Annotated in this window: 17 protein-coding genes and 1 pseudogene; 13 read left to right on the top strand and 5 right to left on the bottom strand. The window is 47.8% G+C overall.

All coding sequences use genetic code 11. The features are described from left to right. Position 1 precedes the first annotated feature (1 nt). Genes AYY16_RS14780 through AYY16_RS14770 form a run of 3 tightly spaced genes read right to left on the bottom strand, consistent with a single transcriptional unit; the run spans position 2 to position 2,982 of the window. Positions 2-631: a cobalt-precorrin-8 methylmutase gene (locus AYY16_RS14780; protein WP_067368175.1), complete on the bottom strand. Its 630-nt coding sequence runs from the start codon at positions 629-631 to the stop codon at positions 2-4. 9 nt (positions 632-640) lie between these two features. After that, positions 641-1,600 (bottom strand): adenosylcobinamide-phosphate synthase CbiB, encoded by a 960-nt coding sequence (gene cbiB / locus AYY16_RS14775; RefSeq protein WP_067368172.1) that lies wholly within the window; start codon positions 1,598-1,600, stop codon positions 641-643. Continuing rightward, positions 1,597-2,982 (bottom strand): cobyrinate a,c-diamide synthase, encoded by a 1,386-nt coding sequence (locus tag AYY16_RS14770; protein WP_067368169.1) that lies wholly within the window; start codon positions 2,980-2,982, stop codon positions 1,597-1,599. The genes cbiB and AYY16_RS14770 overlap by 4 nt, the downstream gene beginning before the upstream one ends. 798 nt (positions 2,983-3,780) lie before the next feature. On the opposite strand from AYY16_RS14770, the gene cobA reads away from it, so the two are divergent. The 13 genes and pseudogenes from cobA (at position 3,781) to AYY16_RS14705 (ending at position 18,224) form a co-directional block, all read left to right on the top strand. After that, a complete protein-coding gene (gene cobA / locus AYY16_RS14765; RefSeq protein ID WP_067368166.1) occupies positions 3,781-4,566 on the top strand; it encodes a uroporphyrinogen-III C-methyltransferase in 786 nt (261 codons plus the stop codon). A 39-nt stretch (positions 4,567-4,605) separates the two neighbouring features. Continuing rightward, entirely contained in the window at positions 4,606-5,712 is a 1,107-nt protein-coding gene (cobD, locus tag AYY16_RS14760; protein WP_263317264.1) for a threonine-phosphate decarboxylase CobD, read from the top strand. After that, entirely contained in the window at positions 5,705-6,565 is an 861-nt protein-coding gene (locus tag AYY16_RS14755; protein WP_067368164.1) for a GHMP family kinase ATP-binding protein, read from the top strand. Before cobD ends, AYY16_RS14755 begins: the two co-directional genes overlap by 8 nt. A gap of 579 nt (positions 6,566-7,144) precedes the next feature. Continuing rightward, complete coding sequence (locus AYY16_RS14750; protein WP_067368160.1) at positions 7,145-7,336, top strand: hypothetical protein; 192 nt, start codon at positions 7,145-7,147, stop codon at positions 7,334-7,336. A gap of 202 nt (positions 7,337-7,538) precedes the next feature. Next, positions 7,539-8,195 (top strand): precorrin-2 dehydrogenase/sirohydrochlorin ferrochelatase family protein, encoded by a 657-nt coding sequence (locus tag AYY16_RS14745; protein WP_067368158.1) that lies wholly within the window; start codon positions 7,539-7,541, stop codon positions 8,193-8,195. 847 nt (positions 8,196-9,042) lie between these two features. Further along, a pseudogene (glmS, locus tag AYY16_RS14740) lies at positions 9,043-9,487 on the top strand (methylaspartate mutase subunit S). Continuing rightward, positions 9,487-10,878: a methylaspartate mutase accessory protein GlmL gene (glmL, locus tag AYY16_RS14735; RefSeq protein WP_067368155.1), complete on the top strand. Its 1,392-nt coding sequence runs from the start codon at positions 9,487-9,489 to the stop codon at positions 10,876-10,878. Before glmS ends, glmL begins: the two are co-directional and overlap by 1 nt. Positions 10,879-10,899: 21 nt before the next feature. After that, the gene (locus AYY16_RS14730; RefSeq protein WP_067368153.1) at positions 10,900-12,345 is read left to right on the top strand and encodes a methylaspartate mutase subunit E; all 1,446 of its coding nucleotides are present in this window, start codon (positions 10,900-10,902) and stop codon (positions 12,343-12,345) included. Then, entirely contained in the window at positions 12,345-13,586 is a 1,242-nt protein-coding gene (locus AYY16_RS14725) for a methylaspartate ammonia-lyase (protein ID WP_067368149.1), read from the top strand. Before AYY16_RS14730 ends, AYY16_RS14725 begins: the two co-directional genes overlap by 1 nt. A 9-nt stretch (positions 13,587-13,595) precedes the next feature. After that, positions 13,596-14,969, top strand: coding sequence for an acyclic terpene utilization AtuA family protein (locus AYY16_RS14720; protein ID WP_067368146.1), 1,374 nt, complete (start codon positions 13,596-13,598; stop codon positions 14,967-14,969). Continuing rightward, a complete protein-coding gene (locus tag AYY16_RS14715) occupies positions 14,966-15,283 on the top strand; it encodes a DUF4387 domain-containing protein (RefSeq protein ID WP_067368143.1) in 318 nt (105 codons plus the stop codon). Before AYY16_RS14720 ends, AYY16_RS14715 begins: the two co-directional genes overlap by 4 nt. 238 nt (positions 15,284-15,521) lie before the next feature. Next, on the top strand, positions 15,522-16,814 hold the full coding sequence (locus tag AYY16_RS14710) for a dicarboxylate/amino acid:cation symporter (protein WP_067368140.1): 1,293 nt from the start codon (positions 15,522-15,524) through the stop codon (positions 16,812-16,814). Positions 16,815-17,018: 204 nt separating this feature from the next. Further along, positions 17,019-18,224, top strand: coding sequence for a YjgN family protein (locus AYY16_RS14705; RefSeq protein ID WP_067368137.1), 1,206 nt, complete (start codon positions 17,019-17,021; stop codon positions 18,222-18,224). A gap of 70 nt (positions 18,225-18,294) precedes the next feature. On the opposite strand, the gene nirD is transcribed toward AYY16_RS14705, so the two are convergent. Beyond that, complete coding sequence (gene nirD, locus AYY16_RS14700; protein WP_067368134.1) at positions 18,295-18,633, bottom strand: nitrite reductase small subunit NirD; 339 nt, start codon at positions 18,631-18,633, stop codon at positions 18,295-18,297. Between the two features lie 2 nt (positions 18,634-18,635). Continuing rightward, the gene (gene nirB, locus AYY16_RS14695; RefSeq protein ID WP_067368132.1) at positions 18,636-21,176 is read right to left on the bottom strand and encodes a nitrite reductase large subunit NirB; all 2,541 of its coding nucleotides are present in this window, start codon (positions 21,174-21,176) and stop codon (positions 18,636-18,638) included. Positions 21,177-21,239 lie beyond the last annotated feature (63 nt).

Raw genomic sequence — 21,239 nt, 5'->3', positions numbered from 1 at the left:
ATTACGCCTCCGGCATCCGGTAGAGGATGGCGTTAATAATCGCGGCGGCAACATTACTGCCACCTTTGCGCCCGAGGGCGGCGATGCACGGCAAATCGCTTGCTGCCAGCGCATCTTTTGATTCTGCCGCGCCCACAAAACCGACCGGGACACCGACAACGGCAACCGGTTTTTCTGCATGCTCCATAACCCGGAACAGCGCGGTCGGCGCATTACCGAAGACGAAAATTTTCTCACCCGGCTCCTGCATAGCGATATCAACCGCTGCCATCGAACGGGTGATTTGCTGTGCTTTTGCTGCGGCAACCACACGCGGGTCGCTGACATAGCAGCGGCACTCTGAGCCATATTGCGCCAGGCGGTTTTTATTGATCCCTGACAGCGCCATGGTGGTATCGGTATAAAGAGTACAACCGCGGGCGATACCGTCGCGGAGAGTCTCAATCACACCCTCAGAAAAATGCAGAATATCCAGCCAGTCAAAGTCAGCCGTTGTGTGGATAGCGCGCTTGATAATGGCGGCGTGATCATCACTGGTAAAGCGGTACTCCGGACGCGAATCCCGGATAATGTCATCAATGATCAGGAAACTGTTTTTTTCGATTTCCTGCGGTTGTTGTATATAACTCATCATTTTCCCTTACAAAATCCACTGTGACAGAAGATAAACGACAGCAAACAGTGCCAGCGCGGCGGAGGAAGCAACCCACATCAACCGGATGGTGCTGAGAATATCGTCTGCATTAATTTCCCGCGTATCGTCGCCGAGCCATGGTTTGTCAACTAACTGACCAAAATAGGTATTCGGACCGCCGAGGCGGACACCGAGCGCACCGGCAACCGTTGCTTCTGACCAGCCGCTGTTCGGGCTGCGGTGATTGGCGTGGTCGCGCAGTCCGGTGGTGTAAGCGAGTCGGTTATTGAGTTTTAAGATGCGGGCGGCAAAGGTGAACAGCAGCCAGCTCAGGCGTGCCGGAATATAATTGGCAACATCATCCGCGCGGGCGGAAAACATCCCGATATCGCGGTATTTATCATTTTTATAGCCGACCATGGAATCCAGGGTATTGACAGCTTTGTATGCCATCGCCAGTGGTGCGCCGCCGAGTAATAAGAAGAACAGCGGAGCTATCACGCCATCGACGGTATTTTCTGCAACCGTTTCAGTGACTGCCCGGGTGATTTGCGGTGGCATCAGTTCGCTGGTGTCCCGCCCGACAATCCATGAGAGTTTTTCGCGGCTTTCGGCTAAGTTCCCGGCTTTCAGGGCGTGATACACCCGCATGGCTGAGTCCTGTAAACAGCGGGTTGCCAGCGCGGTGTAAGTCATCCAGACAGTAACCAGCCAGCCGAGACTGGTTTCGAGATAAAAGGCCAGCGCCAGCATGGCGTAGCTGATAATCCAGGTGCCGCCGACAATCACAATCCACAATACGATACCGCCCCGGCGCAGTGCGGCGTCACTCCGGCAGCGGCTGCGGATCATACTTTCTGTTTTGCGGATAGCATTGCCAATCCAGCGGATAGGGTGCGGCCAGTGCTCCGGGTCACCGAGGCGCCAGTCGAGGAGAAAGGCAAGCAGCCAGCTGAGCAGTGTCATAACACGCCCCGCGCAAGAGAGAACCAGTGATCGAGTAATCCGGGACGCTGGGCAAAATGCACATGCAAATAACCGGCAAAGGTATTTCCGACCTGATAACCGCCAGTCCAGCGCTTTTGTACTTCGCCGTCGCGCTCTTTGATAAATTCAAACGCAGGAGGCAGATCAGTCATGAAATCAGAATAATGGAACTCATGCCCGCGCAGGCGATCACCGGCTTTAACCAGTGTGGTGTCCGTCAGCGCGGTTCCCTCACAGTAGCCGAAACGTTTGAGACGGTTACCCATTGTGCTGTGTCCGCTGATAATGCCGGTCATCGGGTAAGTCTGGTTGTTGCTGTCGGTCAGGGTATCACCGAGATACATCAGACCGCCGCATTCCGCATAAACAGGAACACCGCGCTGGTGGGCGGCAAGTAACGCATCCCGCATCTCTTTATTGGCGGACAGTTGCTCTGCGTAAACTTCCGGATATCCCCCGCCGATATAAATCATATCGCATGCGTCAGGCAGTTTTTTGTCATGCAGCGGGCTGAAAGTGATGATTTCTGCGCCACAATGGCGGATGAGATCCAGATTATCGGGATAATAGAAGTTAAACGCGGCATCCTGTGCAACTGCGACGGTCAGCCCGCGTCCGGCGTCCGGGGTGGTCAGTACCGGTGCGGTGCAGGTCTGCGGTGCCTGCCATTGTGTGAGTGTGAGTAACGTGTTGATATCAGTTGTTTTTTCAATCTGTTCAGCCAGCCGCTGCCAGCGCTCTGTCTGTTGTGTCTGCTCCTGTGGCGGAATAAGCCCCAGGTGGCGGGAAGGCAGTTCAATATCTGCCATAACCGGAATATAGCCGAGAACAGGTATATCGCAATAATGTTCAATTGCGTGTTTCAGAAGTTGATAGTGGTTGTCGCTGTTGACCCGGTTAATCAGCACACCGGCAATATTCAGTGTCGGGTCGAAATGCTGAAAACCCATAACAGTGGCGGCAATCGACGTGGAAACCGCTTTGCCGTCGACCAGTAAGATGACCGGGCAGCCGAGTTGTTTTGCCATCGCGGCAGTACTGCAATAGTGCGGATCGGTACCAAAACCATCATAAAGTCCCATCACGCCTTCAATAACACCGGCGTCTTTATCCTGCATATAATGATGAAACTGAGAAGTCAGGATGGATTCCGGCAGCATAAAGGCGTCCAGATTACGGGAGGGGACACCGGTCACTGTGGTGTGCCAACTGCTGTCGAGATAGTCAGGACCAACTTTGCAGGGCTGAACAGTCAGTCCGCGCGCACTCAGTGCCCGCATAATTCCCAGCGTAATGGTGGTTTTACCGCAACCACTACTGGTTCCGGCAATAACAAAAACCTGTTTTTGTGCCTTATTCATACGCTACCTTTGACACTATATTGTTGCCAAAAAAAACGTCCTGATAACAGGAAAGCAAAAAAAGGTTAAATAAATTAACCCGGTGACTGTCTTTTTATTTTCATGATCATTAGCAAAATGAAAAATGCTGAACAGCGACATGAAAAAATTAATGATCATTTAATTAACATTGCCGATTTTTGATATAGTAAATTTGTTACGGCTATTTATATTCGGGTTTAATAAAACATAAAACTCTGTTTTTATATATCGACATATTGCAGTTTGTGATGTTGTTCACATAAATACTTGATTTGTGATCAAGACAAATAAAAGTAGATCTATTTAATTTCACAAATAGGTATTAATATGTAAAATAAATATTACCGTTATCGTAAGTTGTTAGTTTAAAATAAAATAATGGTAATCTATTTGTTGTTGGTGATGACTTTGTTTTAGGTGGGTTATGTAAAAAATCATTTATTTCATGCACTTGAAAATCATGAAACTTCTTGATTTTTTTCGTATGAACTCTTCCGTAGCGTGAACGTATTATTGAGACGTGAATCATGTATTTTTTTTCTGTTATTATTCAATAATACAAAATATTAAACAGAGTTGTCTTTATTAAGCATTTATCGTGAGCAGATCAAAGAATATCGGTAATGATTAATTAATACTGCTGTTCATCTATTAAGACATCATTAATAAGACGTATTTTTAATAGTCGTCAGGGTGTGAGTATTACTAACGCAAATGATGATGATAACAATGATGTTGTTTCTTTCTGTTGATTACTTTAATTGATAAGGCAATAAAATGAGCGAAGGTAAAGTATGGCTTGTCGGAGCCGGACCCGGAGATGCATCATTAATTACCGTTAAGGGACTTCATTGTATACGCCATGCCGAAGTATTAGTGCATGACCGTCTTGTCAATCCTGAGTTGATCACTTGCGCGCCGTCCGGATGCAAAATTATTAATGTCGGCAAAACACCGAACCATCATCCGGTTCCGCAGGATGAAATTAACGACATTCTGGTAAAATATGCGTCAGAAGGCAAAAATGTTGTCCGTCTGAAAGGCGGGGATCCGTATGTATTTGGCCGTGGCGGTGAAGAAGCAGAATCACTGGCACAAAAAGGGCTGGATTTTGAAGTCATCCCGGGGATCAGTTCCTCTATCGGCGGGCTGGCTTACGCGGGGATCCCGGTCACACACCGCGATCACGCATCCAGCTTCCACGTAGTTACCGGACACATGTGTCAGGGGAATGAGCCTCAGAACTGGCAGGCACTGGCCGCACTAAGTGGCACGCTGGTTATTCTGATGGGAATGACCCGCCTGGCAGAAATCAGTCAGTTATTAATCGACAACGGAAAATCACCTGATACCCCGGCGGCGGTTGTAATGTATGCAAGCCAGCAGCGTCAGCAGGTGGTTACCGGCACACTGACTACATTACCGGACGAAGCCGCGCGCCTTAAATTGCATCCGCCGGCACTGATTGTAATCGGGGATGTGGTTAATCTGCATCAGGTTCTGTCATTTGCTGCCACACAAATTGATATTACGCAGGAACCCCCGCTGGAAGCAGTGTCATAGTGTTATCCTTAAAATAAACGGGCACCCGGCTGTACACAGATGATACTGCGTGCAGCCTCAGATTTGGAGGAGGCTATGAGCGAACACGGTGGTAATGTAGTTGAAGTGGCTGAGCATCTGGGTATCTCACCCGCATCAATCTTCGATTTTAGTGCCAATATTAATCCGCTGGGACCACCCGACAGGGTTAAAGCGATTATCCGCGACAACTTATCTGTTATTGAACGCTACCCTGATATTGAATACCGTTACCTGCATGCCGCGCTGGCTAAAGGTGCCGGATGTGAGCTGGGGCAGGTCATTGCCGGGAATGGTGAAACTGAACTGATTTACTCGCTGGTGCGCCATCTGAACCCGCACAGCGCACTATTATTAACCCCCGGATTTGCCGAGTACCGCAGAGCACTGGAACACTTGGGCTGTGACATCATTGAGCACGCGCTGACAGAAGATAATGACTTCCAGCCGGATGACTCCCTGCTGGCAGATATTGAAGCCCGCCGCCCGGATTGTGTTTTTATCGCCACCCCGAATAACCCGACCGGTCTGATGCCGGATATTGCATTGCTGCATAAACTGGTTTCTCTGTGTGAATCCCGCCATATCCATCTTATTGTCGATGAAGCCTTTATTGATTTTCTGCCGGAAGGCTCACCGCTGACCGCACGTCTGCCGGAAACCCGCTATCTGTATCTGCTGCGCTCCCTGACTAAATTTTTTGCCATTCCGGGGCTACGTCTGGGTTATCTGCTTTGTGGTGACAGTCATGTCATCAGTAATCTGAAAGGATGGCGGGAGCCGTGGACGATTAACGGACTGGCGGCGCTGGTCGGGGAAGTTCTGCTGGATGATAAAGAGTATATCCGTAAAACTCAGGAACTGATTGCCTCACAGCGTGAGTATTTGTGTCAGGAATTACGGCAGTTTCCGCTGCTGAAAATCCGCGAGCCGACAGCAAACTATATTTTTATCCGCTGCCTCAATGGTGTGGAATTACAGTCTGCGCTGCTTAAATATAAGCTGCTTATCCGTCGCTGCCAGAATTATCCGGGGCTTGATGGCTCATATTACCGCATCGCTGTCCGCAGTCAGGCGGAAAACCGCCATCTTATCGGCGCATTAAAACAGGTATTCCAACATGGCTGAGGCACATTGTCCGGCATCCTGTGGTGAATTATTACAGGGGTGGATCCTCGGGGGCGAGAAACTGGTTTCCTGCCCGATCAACTGGTTCAGCTATGTATCTGTCACCGAAGATGTACCGCTGGGGCTGGAGCGCCCCCGTATGCGCCAGATGCTGGAGCGGGTACTGAAGCACCTGGATATTGTTCCGGAAGCGACCGGCATGCTGCGCATTGAATATGACTCAACAATCCCTGTCGGCAAAGGGCTGGCGAGCAGTACCGCAGATATTGCGGCAACCGCACAGGCAACGGCGCGGTTTTACGGACACGAATTATCACCGGAAACCCTGGCCGCACTGTGTGTGGATATCGAGCCGACAGACAGCACGCTTTTCTCTTCCCTGACTCTGTTTGATCATCAGACTGCCGGAACACAAATCTCTCTCGACTGGGCACCAGACCTGAAAATACTGTTACTGGAAAGCCCGGATATTGTGCTGACCGAGGATTTTCATAAGCGGGATCGCCGCGCGGCATTGTTAGCCCGTGAAACTCAGCTGGAACAGGCGTGGAAGTGCCTCAATATTGCCTGTGAACAGCAAAGCCCGCAACGTCTGGGGGAAGCTGCCACACTGAGTGCGATAGCCAGCCAGGATCTTCTGCCCAAGCCCGGTTTTAACGGGCTGTTTGAACTGGCAGAGAAAAATAAAATTTACGGGCTGAATGTCGCACACAGCGGCAGTGTTATCGGGCTTATCTACGATGATACACAGCACGATAAAGATTTTATTTATGACTGGATCCAACGCCATCAGCTGGATAAATTTTATCCGCAAGTGCATGAGGTATGCATGACGCCAGGCGGCGTTCGCTAATCCCATGTCATCCGCGTCATCCTTCAGCCTGTGGCTGCGTTGGCTGCGCTCAGCTATCCGGGTCACATACTGATGTATGCTCCCCGGCTATCTTCACTTGCCGCCTTGCCACAGACTGAATGATTTAGCGGATATCTTTCACCTTTTTTTAAATCTTAATTCTTTCGAATTGAATTTTATCTCTGTCTTTTATAAATGCGTATATAAAAGGCAGATAACGGGCAGGGAAACGAAAAGCATGCGCGCCATGGATGGCGCGCCTGAGCTTACAGGGATGTATTTACAGCGACTTTTCGTTTTGCCCGTTATCAGCCTATCCACCGAAGCTGAATTGGCGCTCCCCGATCCGCGTCATCCTTCAGCCTGTGACTGCGTTGGCTGCGCTCAGAAATCCGGGTCACATACTGATGTATTCTCCTCGGTTTTTTTCACTTGCCGCCTTGCCACAAACTGAATGATTTAGCGGATATATTTCACCTTTTTAAAATCTGAAATCTTCATTCTTTCAAATTGAACGCGATCTCTGCCTTTTATAAATGCCCATGTAAAAGGCAGATAACGGGCAGAGGAACGAAAAGCATGCGCGCCATGGATGGCGTGCCTGAGCTTACAGGGATGTATTCACAGCGACTTTTCGTTTTGCCCGTTATCAGCCCGATCCGCGTCATCCTTCAGCCTGTGGCGGTGTTGGCTGCATTCAAAAAACTGGGTCACATACTGATGTATGCTCCCCAGTTTTTTTCATTTGCCGCCTTGCCACAGACTGAATGATTTAGCGGATACATTTTTATCTTTGTTTTTAAGTCTTAATTCTTTCAAATTGGGCACTATCTCTGTCTTTCATAAATGCCTATGTAAAAGGCAGTTTCCGGCGCTGTACCGCAAAGTCAGCAGCGGAGTGCTGCGCATCTGACGCGGGCGGGATATGATGCGAAAAATACTTTCTGACCGAATAATCCGGAGAAAAAACATTATGCTGCGCTATCCGTTGTTTTGTGACTTACAGGGAAAAACGTGTCTGGTTGTGGGCGGGGGAGAAGTTGCCCTGCATAAATGTCAGGCTCTGTTACAGGCGGGCGCTAATGTCATTGTGGTTGCGCGCTATTTTCACAGTGACTTTGCTGCACTGGCGGAACATCCGCAGCTGACATGCACGCAAGCGCCGTTTGACAGCACATTGTGGCCGGATGACTGCTGGCTGGCATTTGCCGCCACTGATTCACCGGAGGTTAATCAGCAGGTACTGGCTCTGGCAAATACGCACCGCTGCTTTTGTAATGTGACTGACTCGCCGGAAACCGCCTCATTTATCTCTCCTGCGACAATTGATGTACTGCCGGTACAGATAGCGCTGACCTGCGGCGGTAATCCCGTATATACCCAATTCCTGAAACACCGGGTGATGCAGGCAATACCCTTCGACGCCCCGGTGAAACTACAGCTTGCCGCCCGTGTACGGGAGCAGGTGAAAGCCACAAATGCCTCCCGTGATGCCAAGCGGCTGTTCTGGCAAAAATTCTTCACAGATACCGCACTGGAGCAGCTTTTATCATTACAGGATGATGACCTGCTGGCAGATTACCTTTCCTATCTGCTGGCACAGTTTACCGAAGAGCAGGGTACGTGCTGAAACATACTTTAAGATTGTCGCCATGAGCATATACCCTTATTCATTCAAACTGCAGGCTCGTTGGCCGCGCTCATCCAGCCGGGTCACATACTAATGTATGCTCCCCGGCTATCTTCCCTTGCCGCCTTCCTGCATCTTGAATGACGTTGGGTATAGATGCCCGGTATATATTGATAAAACCAGGCTTTTATTTATGGATAAGAATAATATTATTACCCCATTTTTTGAGCTGAATGGTTTAGTTTAAAATTATAATGCGTAAAACAACCAAAATAAACCAACGGCATTATCATATTAATAGTAATTAATTTACTTTTCCGTATCATTTATTTTTTATATGTTTCATAATAATGGTGTTTCATCATTAAATAAGATGTGCGTCACACTATTAAGGTGATGTGTATCAAAATATATTCATATCAAATATACTGCAAAATATAGTTTAAATATTAAAATTTAATTGTTGATTTTATTTAATCTAATAATATAACGATGATCACAAAAACAAGAATGATTTATTATCCATTATATTTAAATAATTGTTAATTAAAGTTTTTATATGTTTATTTTAATGGTATCTATATGATTTTTATCATAAATTTAATGTGATCTGCGTCTTGTTTTGTACCTTGCTAAAAACCATTCCGTTTTTGCAAGATATCCTTACTTTATATCAATTGTTTTTAATTCCCCTGAATTGCACATTAGAATCAGTGGAAAGTTAAGGGATTAAATAGGAATGAATACATAATTTGTACTTAGTTATCTTCTTAATTAACGCCAAACGGATTTTATAAAAATTGTATTGACTTTAATTCCGAACATTTAGTCTATTTAGAGGTATATCATGCAGAATCCTACCATTGTTATTGGTGTAATTGGTGCCGATTGCCATGCCGTCGGTAACAAAGTTTTAGATCGCGTTTTCGCGCAACACAATTTCAACGTGATCAATCTTGGTGTCATGGTAAGCCAGGACGAATATATTGATGCCGCCATTGAAACCGGTGCGCAGGCAATTGTTGTTTCTTCTATTTACGGACACGGTGAAGTTGACTGTTTAGGGATGCGCGACCGTTGCATCGAACGTGGTCTGGGCGAAATTCTGCTGTATGTCGGCGGTAACCTGGTTATCGGTAAACAGGCACCGGCTGAAATCGATAAAAAAATTCTCCGCAATGGGCTTTAACCGTGTGTTCTTCCCGAATACTGACCTGGAATTTGTCTGCGATGTCATGAAGAAAGATATCGAGAAAAGCCTGTCAGCTAAAAAAGAAGGAATGACCGCGTAATGATCTCTGTCTCTATAGATATCGGTTCTACCTGGACGAAAGGTGCCGTGTTCGACGTGGGCAGTGATGATCATATTGATGTAAAGAATTATGCCCTGACCCCCACGACGACTGACCATCTGGCCGACGGATTTTTTACGGTACTGAATAAAATCCTCAAGGTGTCCGATGCACGTCCTTTACTGGAAGCAGGAAAGATAGATATCAGCTATTCCTCTTCTGCAAAAGGCGGGTTAGCGGTAGCGGCACTTGGTCTGGTTCCGACTATAACCCTGGAGTCAGCGAAAGTAACCGCTCACTCAGCGGGTGCAAAAGTATCACAGCACTTTGCTTATAAACTTAACCGGACTGATATCCGCGCACTCGAACAGACACCTCCGGATATTTTTCTCTTTACCGGCGGGACGGATGGCGGCGATGTCGGGTACGGATTACAGAATGCCAGAATGCTGGCGGAATCTGACCTGAACTGCTCCATCATTTATGCGGGTAACCGCGATATTCAGGATGATGTTGCTGAGATCCTCAGCCATAAAGATCTGACTATCGTAAACAACATTTTACCCAGTCTGGATAGCCCGAATCCGTTCGATGCACGTAAAGCTATCTGTGACATTTTTCTTAAAAAGATTGTTAAAGGCAAGGGACTGGACGTCATTGTTGAACAGACAGGTGAAGAGCCTCGTCCGACACCGTTCTCTGTCTTTGAATTAGTGCAGCAAATCCGTGACACCATTCCCGGCTGGGAAGAGTTTGTTCTGATGGATATGGGTGGCGCAACGACGGATATCTATTCGTCCTGCAACAACAGTTTACTGCCGGATACTATTTTACACGGTATTCCGGAGCCGAAAGTGAAGCGGACGGTGGAAGGTGACCTCGGTATGCGGGTGTCAGCAGTCATCGCCGGTGAAGCAGGCCGTGGGTTAGCAGAAGCACAGTTTGTCAACCATCCGGAGCAACTGGACGCGTTTTACCGGTATACCCATTACATCAATGCGCATCCTGATTATTTGCCACAGACAGACGACGAACGGGTTTATGACCATCTGTTAGCCGGAATTTGCGTCGCCCTCGGTACAGAGCGCCATGCAGGGACCAAACAACAGGTCACAACATGTGCAGGAACGGTGGATTTACAGATCGGACGTGATTTATCACGCGTTCGTAAAGTCATCGGCACCGGCGGCTGGTTATCACGCACGGATGATTTTGCCATTCAACAGTATATGAAGTACCGCAAATTCGATAACAAAGGCCGCCAGATTTTGCTGCCGGACGAATTTGAGTATTACCGGGATTCACAAGGATTATTTCCTCTGTTAGCCAATGTCGCCTGTCGGCATCCGAAAGCAGCAGCTCAGACTGGCGTACAGATTTTGACCAGATAGCGATATTATTGGAGCCATTAAATGGAACTGAAAAATAAGAAAATTGCGATCGATGACTTTATGTCTGAGCGCAAAGACGTTTTAAAGACCTGGGTAACAGGGAAAGATGTAACCAATTTCGAAGATGGCGTGAAATATCAGTCGACTATCTCTGCTGATAAGAACTTTGCGAAAAAATTATTTGAAGCAGATCGCGATGGCATCACATTAAGCCAGCCGCGCGCCGGTGTGGCATTAATCGAAGAGCATATCGAGCTGCTGAAAAAATTACAGGTTGAGTGTGACCTGCTGCCGACAACTATCGATGCATATACCCGTCTGAACCGCTACGAAGAAGCGGCTGTCGGTATCCAGAAATCTGTTGAAGCCGGTACATCCAAACTGAACGGTCTGCCGGTGGTAAACCACGGTGTGGCAGCTTGTCGTCATATTACTGAATCCCTGGATAAGCCTCTGCAAATCCGTCACGGGACACCGGATGCCCGTCTGCTGTGCGAAATCTCCATGGCGAGTGGTTTCACCAGTTATGAAGGCGGTGGTATCTCTTATAACATCCCTTACGCAAAACGCGTCACGCTGGAAAAATCTATCCGTGACTGGCAGTACTGCGACCGCGTAATTGGTTTATATGAAGAAAATGGTATCCGTATCAACCGCGAACCATTCGGTCCGTTAACCGGTACGCTGATCCCGCCATTTATTTCTCACACTGTGGCGATTATCGAAGGTCTGGTTGCACTGGAGCAGGGCGTTAAATCTATCACTGTCGGTTACGGTCAGGTAGGTAACTTAGTGCAGGATATCGCGGCAATCCGCTCTCTGCGTGAACTGTCCCACGAATTTTTCCGCTCTTACGGTTTCGAAGATTATGAACTGAGTACCGTATTCCATCAGTGGATGGGTGGTTTCCCTGAAGATGAATCCCGCGCAGCGGCAGTTATCTCCTGGGGTGCGGCGGTCGCCGGTATGTCCGGTGCAACTAAAGTTATCACCAAATCTCCGCATGAAGCATTCGGTATCCCGACTGCTGAAGCGAACTGCCAGGGGCTGCGTGCTTCCAACCAGATGCTGAACATGATGCGCGACCAGAAATTCCCGCCTTGTAAAGACGTGGATCTGGAAGTGGAACTGATTAAACGTGAAGTTCACGCTGTCATGAAGAAAGTGCTTGAGCTGGGTAACGGTGACATTGCAGTCGGTGCTGTCCGCGCATTTGAAGCCGGCGTACTGGATATTCCGTTCGCTCCGGCGATGTGTAACTCCGGCAAAATGCTGCCTATCCGCGACAACAACGGCGCAATCCGTGTGTTCGACGCAGGTGCCGTTCCTCTGCCGGCTGATGTACTGACTATGCACCAGGATTTCGTTGCTGAACGCGCCCGTGTTGAAGGTCGTGAAGCTTCATTCCAGATGATTATTGATGACATTAACGCAGTATCTCACAGTAAATTGGTAGGAAGACCATAATGAAAATTAAACATGCATTGTTCACGGCGGGTAACTCATCTTTCTATTTTGATGATCAGCAGGCAATTAAAGACGGCGCAGGTCACGATGGTTTCGTTTATACCGGTAAGCCGGTAACGCCGGGCTTTACTGCAATTCGTCAGGCAGGTGAGTGCGTATCAGTTCAGTTAGTCCTCGAAAATGGTTCTGTGGCTATCGGTGACTGCGCCGCTGTTCAGTATTCCGGTGCGGGTGGTCGTGACCCGTTATTCCTGGCGGAAAACTTTATTCCGTTCCTGGAAAAACATATCAAACCACTGCTGGAAGGTCGTGATATCAGTGAATTCCGCGCTAACGCCAAGTTCTTCGATGAACTGAAAGTGGAAGGCAAACAACTGCACACGGCTATTCGTTATGGTCTGTCCCAGGCACTGCTGGACGCTGCGGCATTAGCAACTAACCGTGTGAAAGCGGAAGTTGTCTGCGACGAATGGCATCTGCCGGTTGTCGCTGAGCCGATTCCTCTGTTTGGTCAGAGCGGTGATGACCGTTATAACGCCGTTGACAAAATGATCCTCAAACACGTTGATGTGCTGCCACATGGCCTTATCAACAACGTAGATGAAAAACTGGGTCGTCAGGGTGAGAAACTGCGTGCATACGTTTCATGGCTGGCAGAGCGTATCGTTGAATTACGCACAGAAGACAGCTACAAACCTTCTCTGCACATCGACGTTTACGGCACTATCGGTATCATTTTCGACAAAGATCCAATCCGTTGCGCGGATTATATCGCAAGTCTGCAGGAGCAGGCCGGTGATTTGGAACTGTACATCGAAGGTCCGATTGATGCAGGTAACAAACCAGACCAGATCCGCCTGATGAAAGGCATTATGGATCACCTGAAAAAACTCGGTTCAAAAGTCAAAATTGTTGCTGACGAATGGTGTAACACCTGCCAGGACATCATTGATTTCACAGATGCAAAATGCTGTGACATGGTTCAGATTAAAACCCCTGACCTGGGTTCAGTTCATAATATCGCTGACGCAGTGCTGTATTGCCAGAAGAACGGTATGGAAGCATACCAGGGCGGTACCTGTAACGAAACCGACGTCAGTGCGCGTACCTGTGTTCACATCGCTATCGCAACACGTCCGATGCGTATGCTGATCAAGCCGGGTATGGGCTTCGACGAAGGTATGAATATCGTTAACAACGAAATGAACCGCACACTGGCTGTACTGAAAGCAAAAGGGTAAGGAAACATTATGTCTGAGACATTTAAAATTCTGTCTCCCACTGCCATTCTGGGGTACGGATTTCCCGAAGAGAGTTTCATGAAGGCGATGGAAGAATCGCCGGACCTTATCGCCGTTGACGCCGGGTCTTCTGATCCGGGTCCGCACTACCTCGGTTCAGGTAAAGCCTTTACCGACCGTGCCGGTGTGAAACGCGACCTGCGTTATATGCTGAAAGCCGGTGTGAAAAACAACATTCCGGTTGTTATCGGGAGTGCGGGTGGTTCCGGTGCGCAGCCGCATCTGGAATGGTGTCGTGAAATCATCCTGGAGCTGGCGAAAGAAGAGAATCTGTCTTTCTCTATGGCGCTTATCCCGGCTGATGTTGATAAGAAAACCGTTCATGAAGCACTGGATGCCGGTAAAATCACACCACTGCATTTCGTGCCTGAACTGACCCACGAAGTTATCGACGAAAGTACGTATATCGTTGCACAAATGGGTATCGAGCCGTTCCAGGAAGCGCTGGCAGCGGGTGCTCAGGTTGTTCTGGCCGGTCGTTCTTATGACCCTTGCTGTTTCGCGGCACTGCCGATTATGAAAGGGTTTGACGAAGGTCTGGCACTGCACTGCGGTAAAATCCTGGAGTGCGCGGCAATCGCAGCAACACCGGGTTCCGGTTCTGACTGTGCGATGGGTATCATCGACAAAACCGGCTTTACCCTGAAAGCGTTCAACCCAATCCGTAAGTTCACTGATACCTCTGCAGCGGCGCATACCCTGTATGAGAAATCAGATCCCTATACTTTACCGGGTCCCGGCGGAGTGCTGGATCTGAAAGAGTGTAAGTTTGAAGACCTGGGTAACGGCCAGGTTCGTGTAACCGGTTCACGCCACGTTGCAACGCCGTACACGGTTAAACTGGAAGCAGCACGCCCGGTTGGTTATCGCACCATCACCATCGCGGGGACACATGATCCAATCATGATCGCCGGAATGGATAAGATTTTGGTTGAAGTGCGTAAGAGTGTTGAGAAAAACCTCAGTATTGACCCTGACAGTGTGAAAATGAATTTCCACCTGTATGGTAAAAACGGTGTGATGGGTGATGCAGAACCGGAAACCGTGACTAAGAGTTATGAGCTGGGAATTCTGTTAGATGTTGTCGCACCGACTCAGGAGCAGGCTGACAGTATTTGTTCTCTGGCACGTTCCACCATGCTGCACTACGGGTACGACGGTCGTATCGCTACAGCGGGTAACTTAGCCTTCCCATTCTCGCCATCGGATATTCGTGCCGGTAAAGTATATGAGTTCTCTATCTATCACCTGATGGAATATACACCGGACATTAAATTCAAATTCCGGATGGAGAATGTGACACCAGAAGGAGTGGCGAAATGAAACAGTCAATTTTAGAATTAGCAAAAGTTGTGCGTTCTAAAAACTCCGGCCCGTATGAAATTGTAATGGATATTTTATTCAAGGATAAAGCAACTTATACCGCGGTAAAGAATTCAAAACAGTTTAATAAAGAAGTCGTGGCTGGTTTATATTGTGTTAAACCTGACTTTATCGATAATATTGTTTGGTTTGACCCGGCTAATGCTGTGAAAATTGTAATGCCGAGACATATTGTTTCTGGTGCCGTCGGCGATACCGATGTTTATGGTGCTCAGCAACATGCGCCTTTGTTAAAACTGGAATTTGATATTTAATTAATATCAATACTCCATTATCTCTATAGTACGACAACTCGGTGTGGTGAGAGAAGAGATTATCTCCCTCTCTCTACATCGATTTCAGAAACAGAAATCGTCATTTTTCTCAGTAGGTTGTCTAAATTTATTTAATATTGAAAGCCATGGAAGGCCGGGTAAAAATAACTGAAATAAAATTTCAGAGGATATTAAGTGAGTTGAGAATAAATGCGACCCAACACAGAATGGAATTATTATGAAATCGAAGAGTTTAACCACTTGGATAGTCATTGGTCTTATTGTAGGTATCATTGTCGGCTTTAGCTTTAATGAAATGGCAACTGCTGAGTTTAATAAGGTCTATGCAAAAGATATTTCAATTATTACTGATATCTTCTTAAGACTGATTAAAATGATTATCGCACCATTGATTATATCAACACTGGTTGTTGGTATTGCGAAAATGGGTGATGCGAAAACGTTAGGTCGTGTTTTCTCTAAAACATTATTCTTATTTATCTGTGCATCGTTTATCTCAATCCTGTTAGGGCTGGTTATTGTTAACCTGTTCCAACCGGGTGCCGGTATTAACTTTGTGGCAGATACTGCGGTTGCAGTTGAAGGTCTGGTTGAGCCTGTTCCATTCTCGTTCAAAACCTTTATTGCTCATGCTATCCCGACCAGTATCGTTGACGCCATGGCGCGTAACGAAATTCTGCAAATCGTTGTGTTCTCAATCTTTATGGGTATCAGCCTCTCCGCTATCGGTGATAAAGGCCTGCCGATTGTGAATGTACTTGAATCCCTCGTCAGCCTGATGCTGAAATTAACCGGCTATGTCATGCTGTTTGCACCGCTGACTGTATTTGCCGCGATTTCGGGCATGATCGCAGAACGTGGTCTGGGTGTTCTGGTCAGTGCCGGTATCTTCATGGGTGAATTCTACTTCACACTGGCGATGCTGTGGTTCATTCTGATTGGTCTGGCTGCTCTGGTTGTTGGCCGTTGTATCTTCCGTCTGACTAAAAATATTACTGAACCGGCACTGCTGGCATTCACCACATCAAGTTCTGAAGCTGCATTCCCGGGAACCCTGGAAAAACTGGAAGAGTTCGGTGTTTCCAACAAAATTGCCAGCTTCGTACTGCCTATCGGTTACTCTTTTAACCTTGTCGGTTCAATGGCTTACTGTTCATTTGCAGTTATCTTTATCGCACAGGCATGTAATATCACCTTAACAATGGGTGAGCAGATTACCATGCTGCTGATTCTGATGCTGACATCCAAAGGGATGGCGGGTGTACCGCGTGCATCTCTGGTGGTTATCGCGGCGACACTTAACCAGTTCAACATACCGGAAGCAGGTCTGATACTGCTGATGGGTGTGGATCCATTCCTCGACATGGGTCGTTCAGCCACTAACGTGATGAGTAATGCGATTGGTGCTGCAATGGTTGGTCGCTGGGAAGGTGAGCACTATGGTGAAGGCTGCCGTGGTAAACCAAAGACTATTATTGAACCTCCGGTGTCGCAGGCAACCACTGCCTGACCACTGAGAGCGCAACATAATGCAGTCAGAGCGGTACGGTAAGACATATTATCCGTACCGCCCGTAAAACAAATGTGTTGTTAGTGAAACGCAAAAGGACCTCCGCCTTTTGCGTTTTTTTTTATTGTTGCGAAATAGCACAGTGTGCAACCTTAAGTTAAATGTCATAATCGGGCTACGCTATAAATTTATGGGATATCATGGATGGACGATAATATTGCACTGAGTACCGACGCGTTTAATAAACAAAAATCACTGCTGCCTGATCAAACGATTAATAATGTGATATTCCACGGAAAGACCGGTGATTATTTCTCACTCTGGCTGAAAAATATCATATTTTGCATACTGACTTTAGGTATTTACCTCCCCTGGGCGATGGTCAGTCGCCGGCGTTATTTTATGAATGCCACTGAAATTAACCATACCCGCTTTGAATATCATGCAAAACCGACAGAAATTTTATTCGGTTTTATTCTTACCGGCGTATTGCTGCTGCTTATCCCGGTTTTAACATCGGTATCTCCGACATTGGGATTACTGATGATGCTTGTTGTTATTATCCTGATGCCTTACGCCCTGATCCGGTTGTGGCATTTTAATGTACGTAATACGTCCTTCCGGGAACACCGTTTCGCCTACCAGTGTCATTACATGCGCCTTTATTTGGTGGTATTAATTCTTCCGGTTCTGCTGCTTGTCGTGACAATGGTGTGCAGCGTGATGTTTTCGCAGTGGTATGTAAAAGTATCCACCGGACCGGCGGTTGATGATGTATTCAGCCTGATGCTGACGACCAGTGTCATACCGTTGACCGGATTATTTCTTATCTGGTCGGTGCAGGGCAAACAGCTTTGTGAATTACTGGTTAATAATCTTTCATATAACAAAACTGCATTTTCACTCAGCCTGTCGTATAAACGGCTGATGCTGATAAGCCTGATCACGGTATTATTGTTATCGCCGTTTGTGGCAGCCGGGTTTTCACAACTGAGTGACCTGACTTTTCTGATGATGATCCCGCAGGAAATGTGGACAGAAAATCTCCGCGCGATGGTGATAATAAAAATTTCGCTGTTCTATCTGTTGTTTTTTTGCGGTGCGATGACTGCCGGTATCTATTTCCGGGTGTCCTGCTGGACATATGTTATTAATTCAATGACTCTGGGCAATCTGCGCTTTCGCTGTAATATGACGTATCTGTCTTATTTATTTCTGATCCTGAGTAATTTCCTGCTGATAATATGTACCCTGGGATTTGGCTCCGCTTACGCCGATATCCGTCATGCCCGTTATCTGGCACGGCATATTTGTATTGTTGGTGATATGGATAGTATTTCAGACAGTAATAAAAGTGAAATACAGGCAGACCGCAGCCGTTATGATAATGTCGTGGTTTCTGTGGACTGACAGGCTATAAACGCCGCCACTGTAAGTGCGGTACGGTAATACATATTATCCGTACCGCTTTTTGTGTTTTTTATTGCTGTGGTGCCGTATGAATACGGATCGCTCCACCTTCTGTCCGTACGGCAAAATGAGCAACAGAATAGGCGGCATCCTCAAGACACAGACCATCCGTTAAGCGAAAGTGCTGTTTTTTCAGCGGGCTGACAATCCACAATTCATTGTCATGTTCTGCGATTAACCCGCGTGACAACACACTGGCTTTTGCAAAGGGGTCAATATTGCTTAATGCAAAAATCTGGTCGTCATTGTAAGGGCGGAACAGCGCAACCTGCTCTCCATTTACCAGTGCACAAACGCCGGTTCCCGGCGTGATATCACTTATCTGACATACTGTTATCCAGTGGCTCATCATTACTCCTCCCCGATAAGTGTTACGGCTATCCGCTCTTCAGGACGGGCCGGGCGATGTTGTAAGCGCTCACTGACTATTTGTACATCCGGGTCCGGCAGCGGGCTGTTAATAAAGTGATTAAAGCGCTGACGTGCGTGCGGATTATCCACGGTTTCCTGCCATTCGCAGATGACTTTGTTGCGCAGATGGGTCAGTTCCTGCTCCAGTTGGGTATTCAGCCCGAGTTTGTCGCTGACAATCACATCGCGCAGATAATCAATGCCGCCCTCCAGGCTTTCAAGCCAGGTGGATGTCCGGTTCAGTTTATCCGCGGTACGGATATAAAACATCATAAACCGGTCGATATAATTTATCAGTGTCTCTTTATCGAGATCTGCCATCAGCAGATCGCCGTGACGTGGTTTCATACCGCCGTTACCGCAGACGTACAGATTCCAGCCTTTGTCTGTGGCAATAATCCCGATATCTTTTCCCTGTGCTTCTGAGCATTCGCGGGTGCAGCCGGAGATACCGAATTTCATTTTATGCGGTGTGCGGATGCCTTTATAGCGGTGTTCCAGTTCAACACCCAGCCCGGTACTGTCCCCGACACCGAAGCGGCACCAGGTTGACCCGACACAGGTTTTTGCCATACGCAGTGCTTTGGCGTAGGCATGCCCGGTTTCAAACCCGGCGGCAATCAGTTTTTCCCAGATAGCCGGAAGATCCTGTTTATGTGCGCCAAACATTGCCAGACGCTGAGAGCCGGTAATTTTGGTGTATAAATTGTATTCCTGTGCAATGGTACCGACAGCAAGCAAACCCGCCGGGGTAATTTCTCCGCCCGGTGAGCGGGGGATCACGGAATATGTGCCGTCTTTTTGTATGTTGGCGAGGAAATTATCGTTGGTATCCTGGAGGGAAACCAAATCATCCCGCAGGATATAATCATTCCAGCAGGACGCCAGCAGAGAGCCGATGGTTGGTTTACATACTTCACACCCATAACCTTCGCCGTATTTTTTCAGCAGGTCATCAAAGGTCTTTATTTTTTCCACGCGGATCAGGTGATACAGCTCCTGGCGTGAATATGCAAAGTGTTCACAAAGATGATGATTAACCTCAATACCCAGGTTAGTCAGTTCGGCATTCAGTACCTGCGTTATCAGCGGAACACAGCCACCGCAGCCGGTGCCGGCTTTGGTTTGTGCTTTGATAGCGGCGACTGTCTGGCAGCCGTTTTGAATGGCCTGAATAATGTCACCTTTGGTGACATCAAAGCAGGAGCAAATCTGCGCACTGTCAGGCAGGGATTCAACACCAATAGCCGGTTTACTGCCTGCATGAGCCGGTAAGATCAATGTATCCGGATTTTCCGGAAGTTCGATACGGTTCAGTGCCAATTGCAGTAAAGTACCGTAATCTTCAGTATCACCTACCAGCACAGCTCCCAGCAGATATTTATTATCCTTACTGACAATAAGGCGTTTATACACCTCATTAGCTTCATCCAGATAAATATAGCTGTGGCAACCTTCTTCGTGGCCATGTGTGTCCCCGATCCCGCCGACATCCACACCCAGCAGTTTCAGTTTTGCACTCATATCTGCGCCGGTAAACTGATTATCACTGCCCAGCAGGCTATCAACCGCGACCTGTGCCATTTTATAGCCCGGGGCCACCAGTCCGTAGGTTCTGCCGTGCCACGATGCACATTCGCCGATGGCATAGACATCCGGGTCAGAAGTCTGACACTGGTCATTAATCACCAGACCGCCGCGTTCGGCAACAACCAGCCCGCACTGACGGGCAAGCTTATCCCTTGGGCGGATCCCGGTGGAAAATACGACAAAATCGGCTTCCAGCGACGATCCGTCAGTAAAGTGCAGAATCTTACGGCTGTTGCCGCTGTCTGAACGGGTGATTTCTGCGGTATTCTTATGGGTGTGAACGGTCACACCCATCCGCTCAATTTTTTGTTTCAGTTGCTCACCACCCAGTGCATCAAGCTGCTCCGCCATTAACACCGGCGAAAACTCGATTACATGGGTTTCAATACCTAAGTTTTTCAGTGCTCCGGCGGCTTCCAGCCCTAATAATCCGCCGCCGATAACCACACCTTTGCGGCTGCGGCGGGCGCAGGCTTCAATGGCATTGAGATCTTCTATCGTCCGGTAGACAAAGCAGTCCTGCGTATCATTGCCTTTGATAGGCGGGATCCACGGGTACGATCCGGTGGCAATCACTAATTTGTCGTAATGGACGGTGCGCCCGGTATTGGTGTGCAGCACTTTTTCCTGCCGGTTAATGGTGATTACCCGCTCGCCGGTCAGTACGGTGATAGTGTGCTTTTCATAAAACCCCGGTTTAACGAGGGACAGCTCTTCCGCCGTGTGATGGGAAAAGTAAGAGGAAAGATGCACCCGGTCATAGGCTACGCGCGGCTCTTCACAAAAAACGGTAATATCAAAATGTCCGCTTCCGGCTTTATCGGTCAGTTCTTCAATAAAGCGATGCCCCACCATGCCGTTACCGATTATCGCTAACTTGACGTTGCTCATTTAAGCCTCATATTTTGTATGGATTAAGGCTAAAAATACGGCGATCAGGGTTTTTCTCATTGA

This window comes from Morganella psychrotolerans (assembly GCF_001676155.1).
GTDB classification, from domain to species: domain Bacteria; phylum Pseudomonadota; class Gammaproteobacteria; order Enterobacterales; family Enterobacteriaceae; genus Morganella; species Morganella psychrotolerans.
This window is presented reverse-complemented; position numbering and strand designations above follow the sequence as displayed.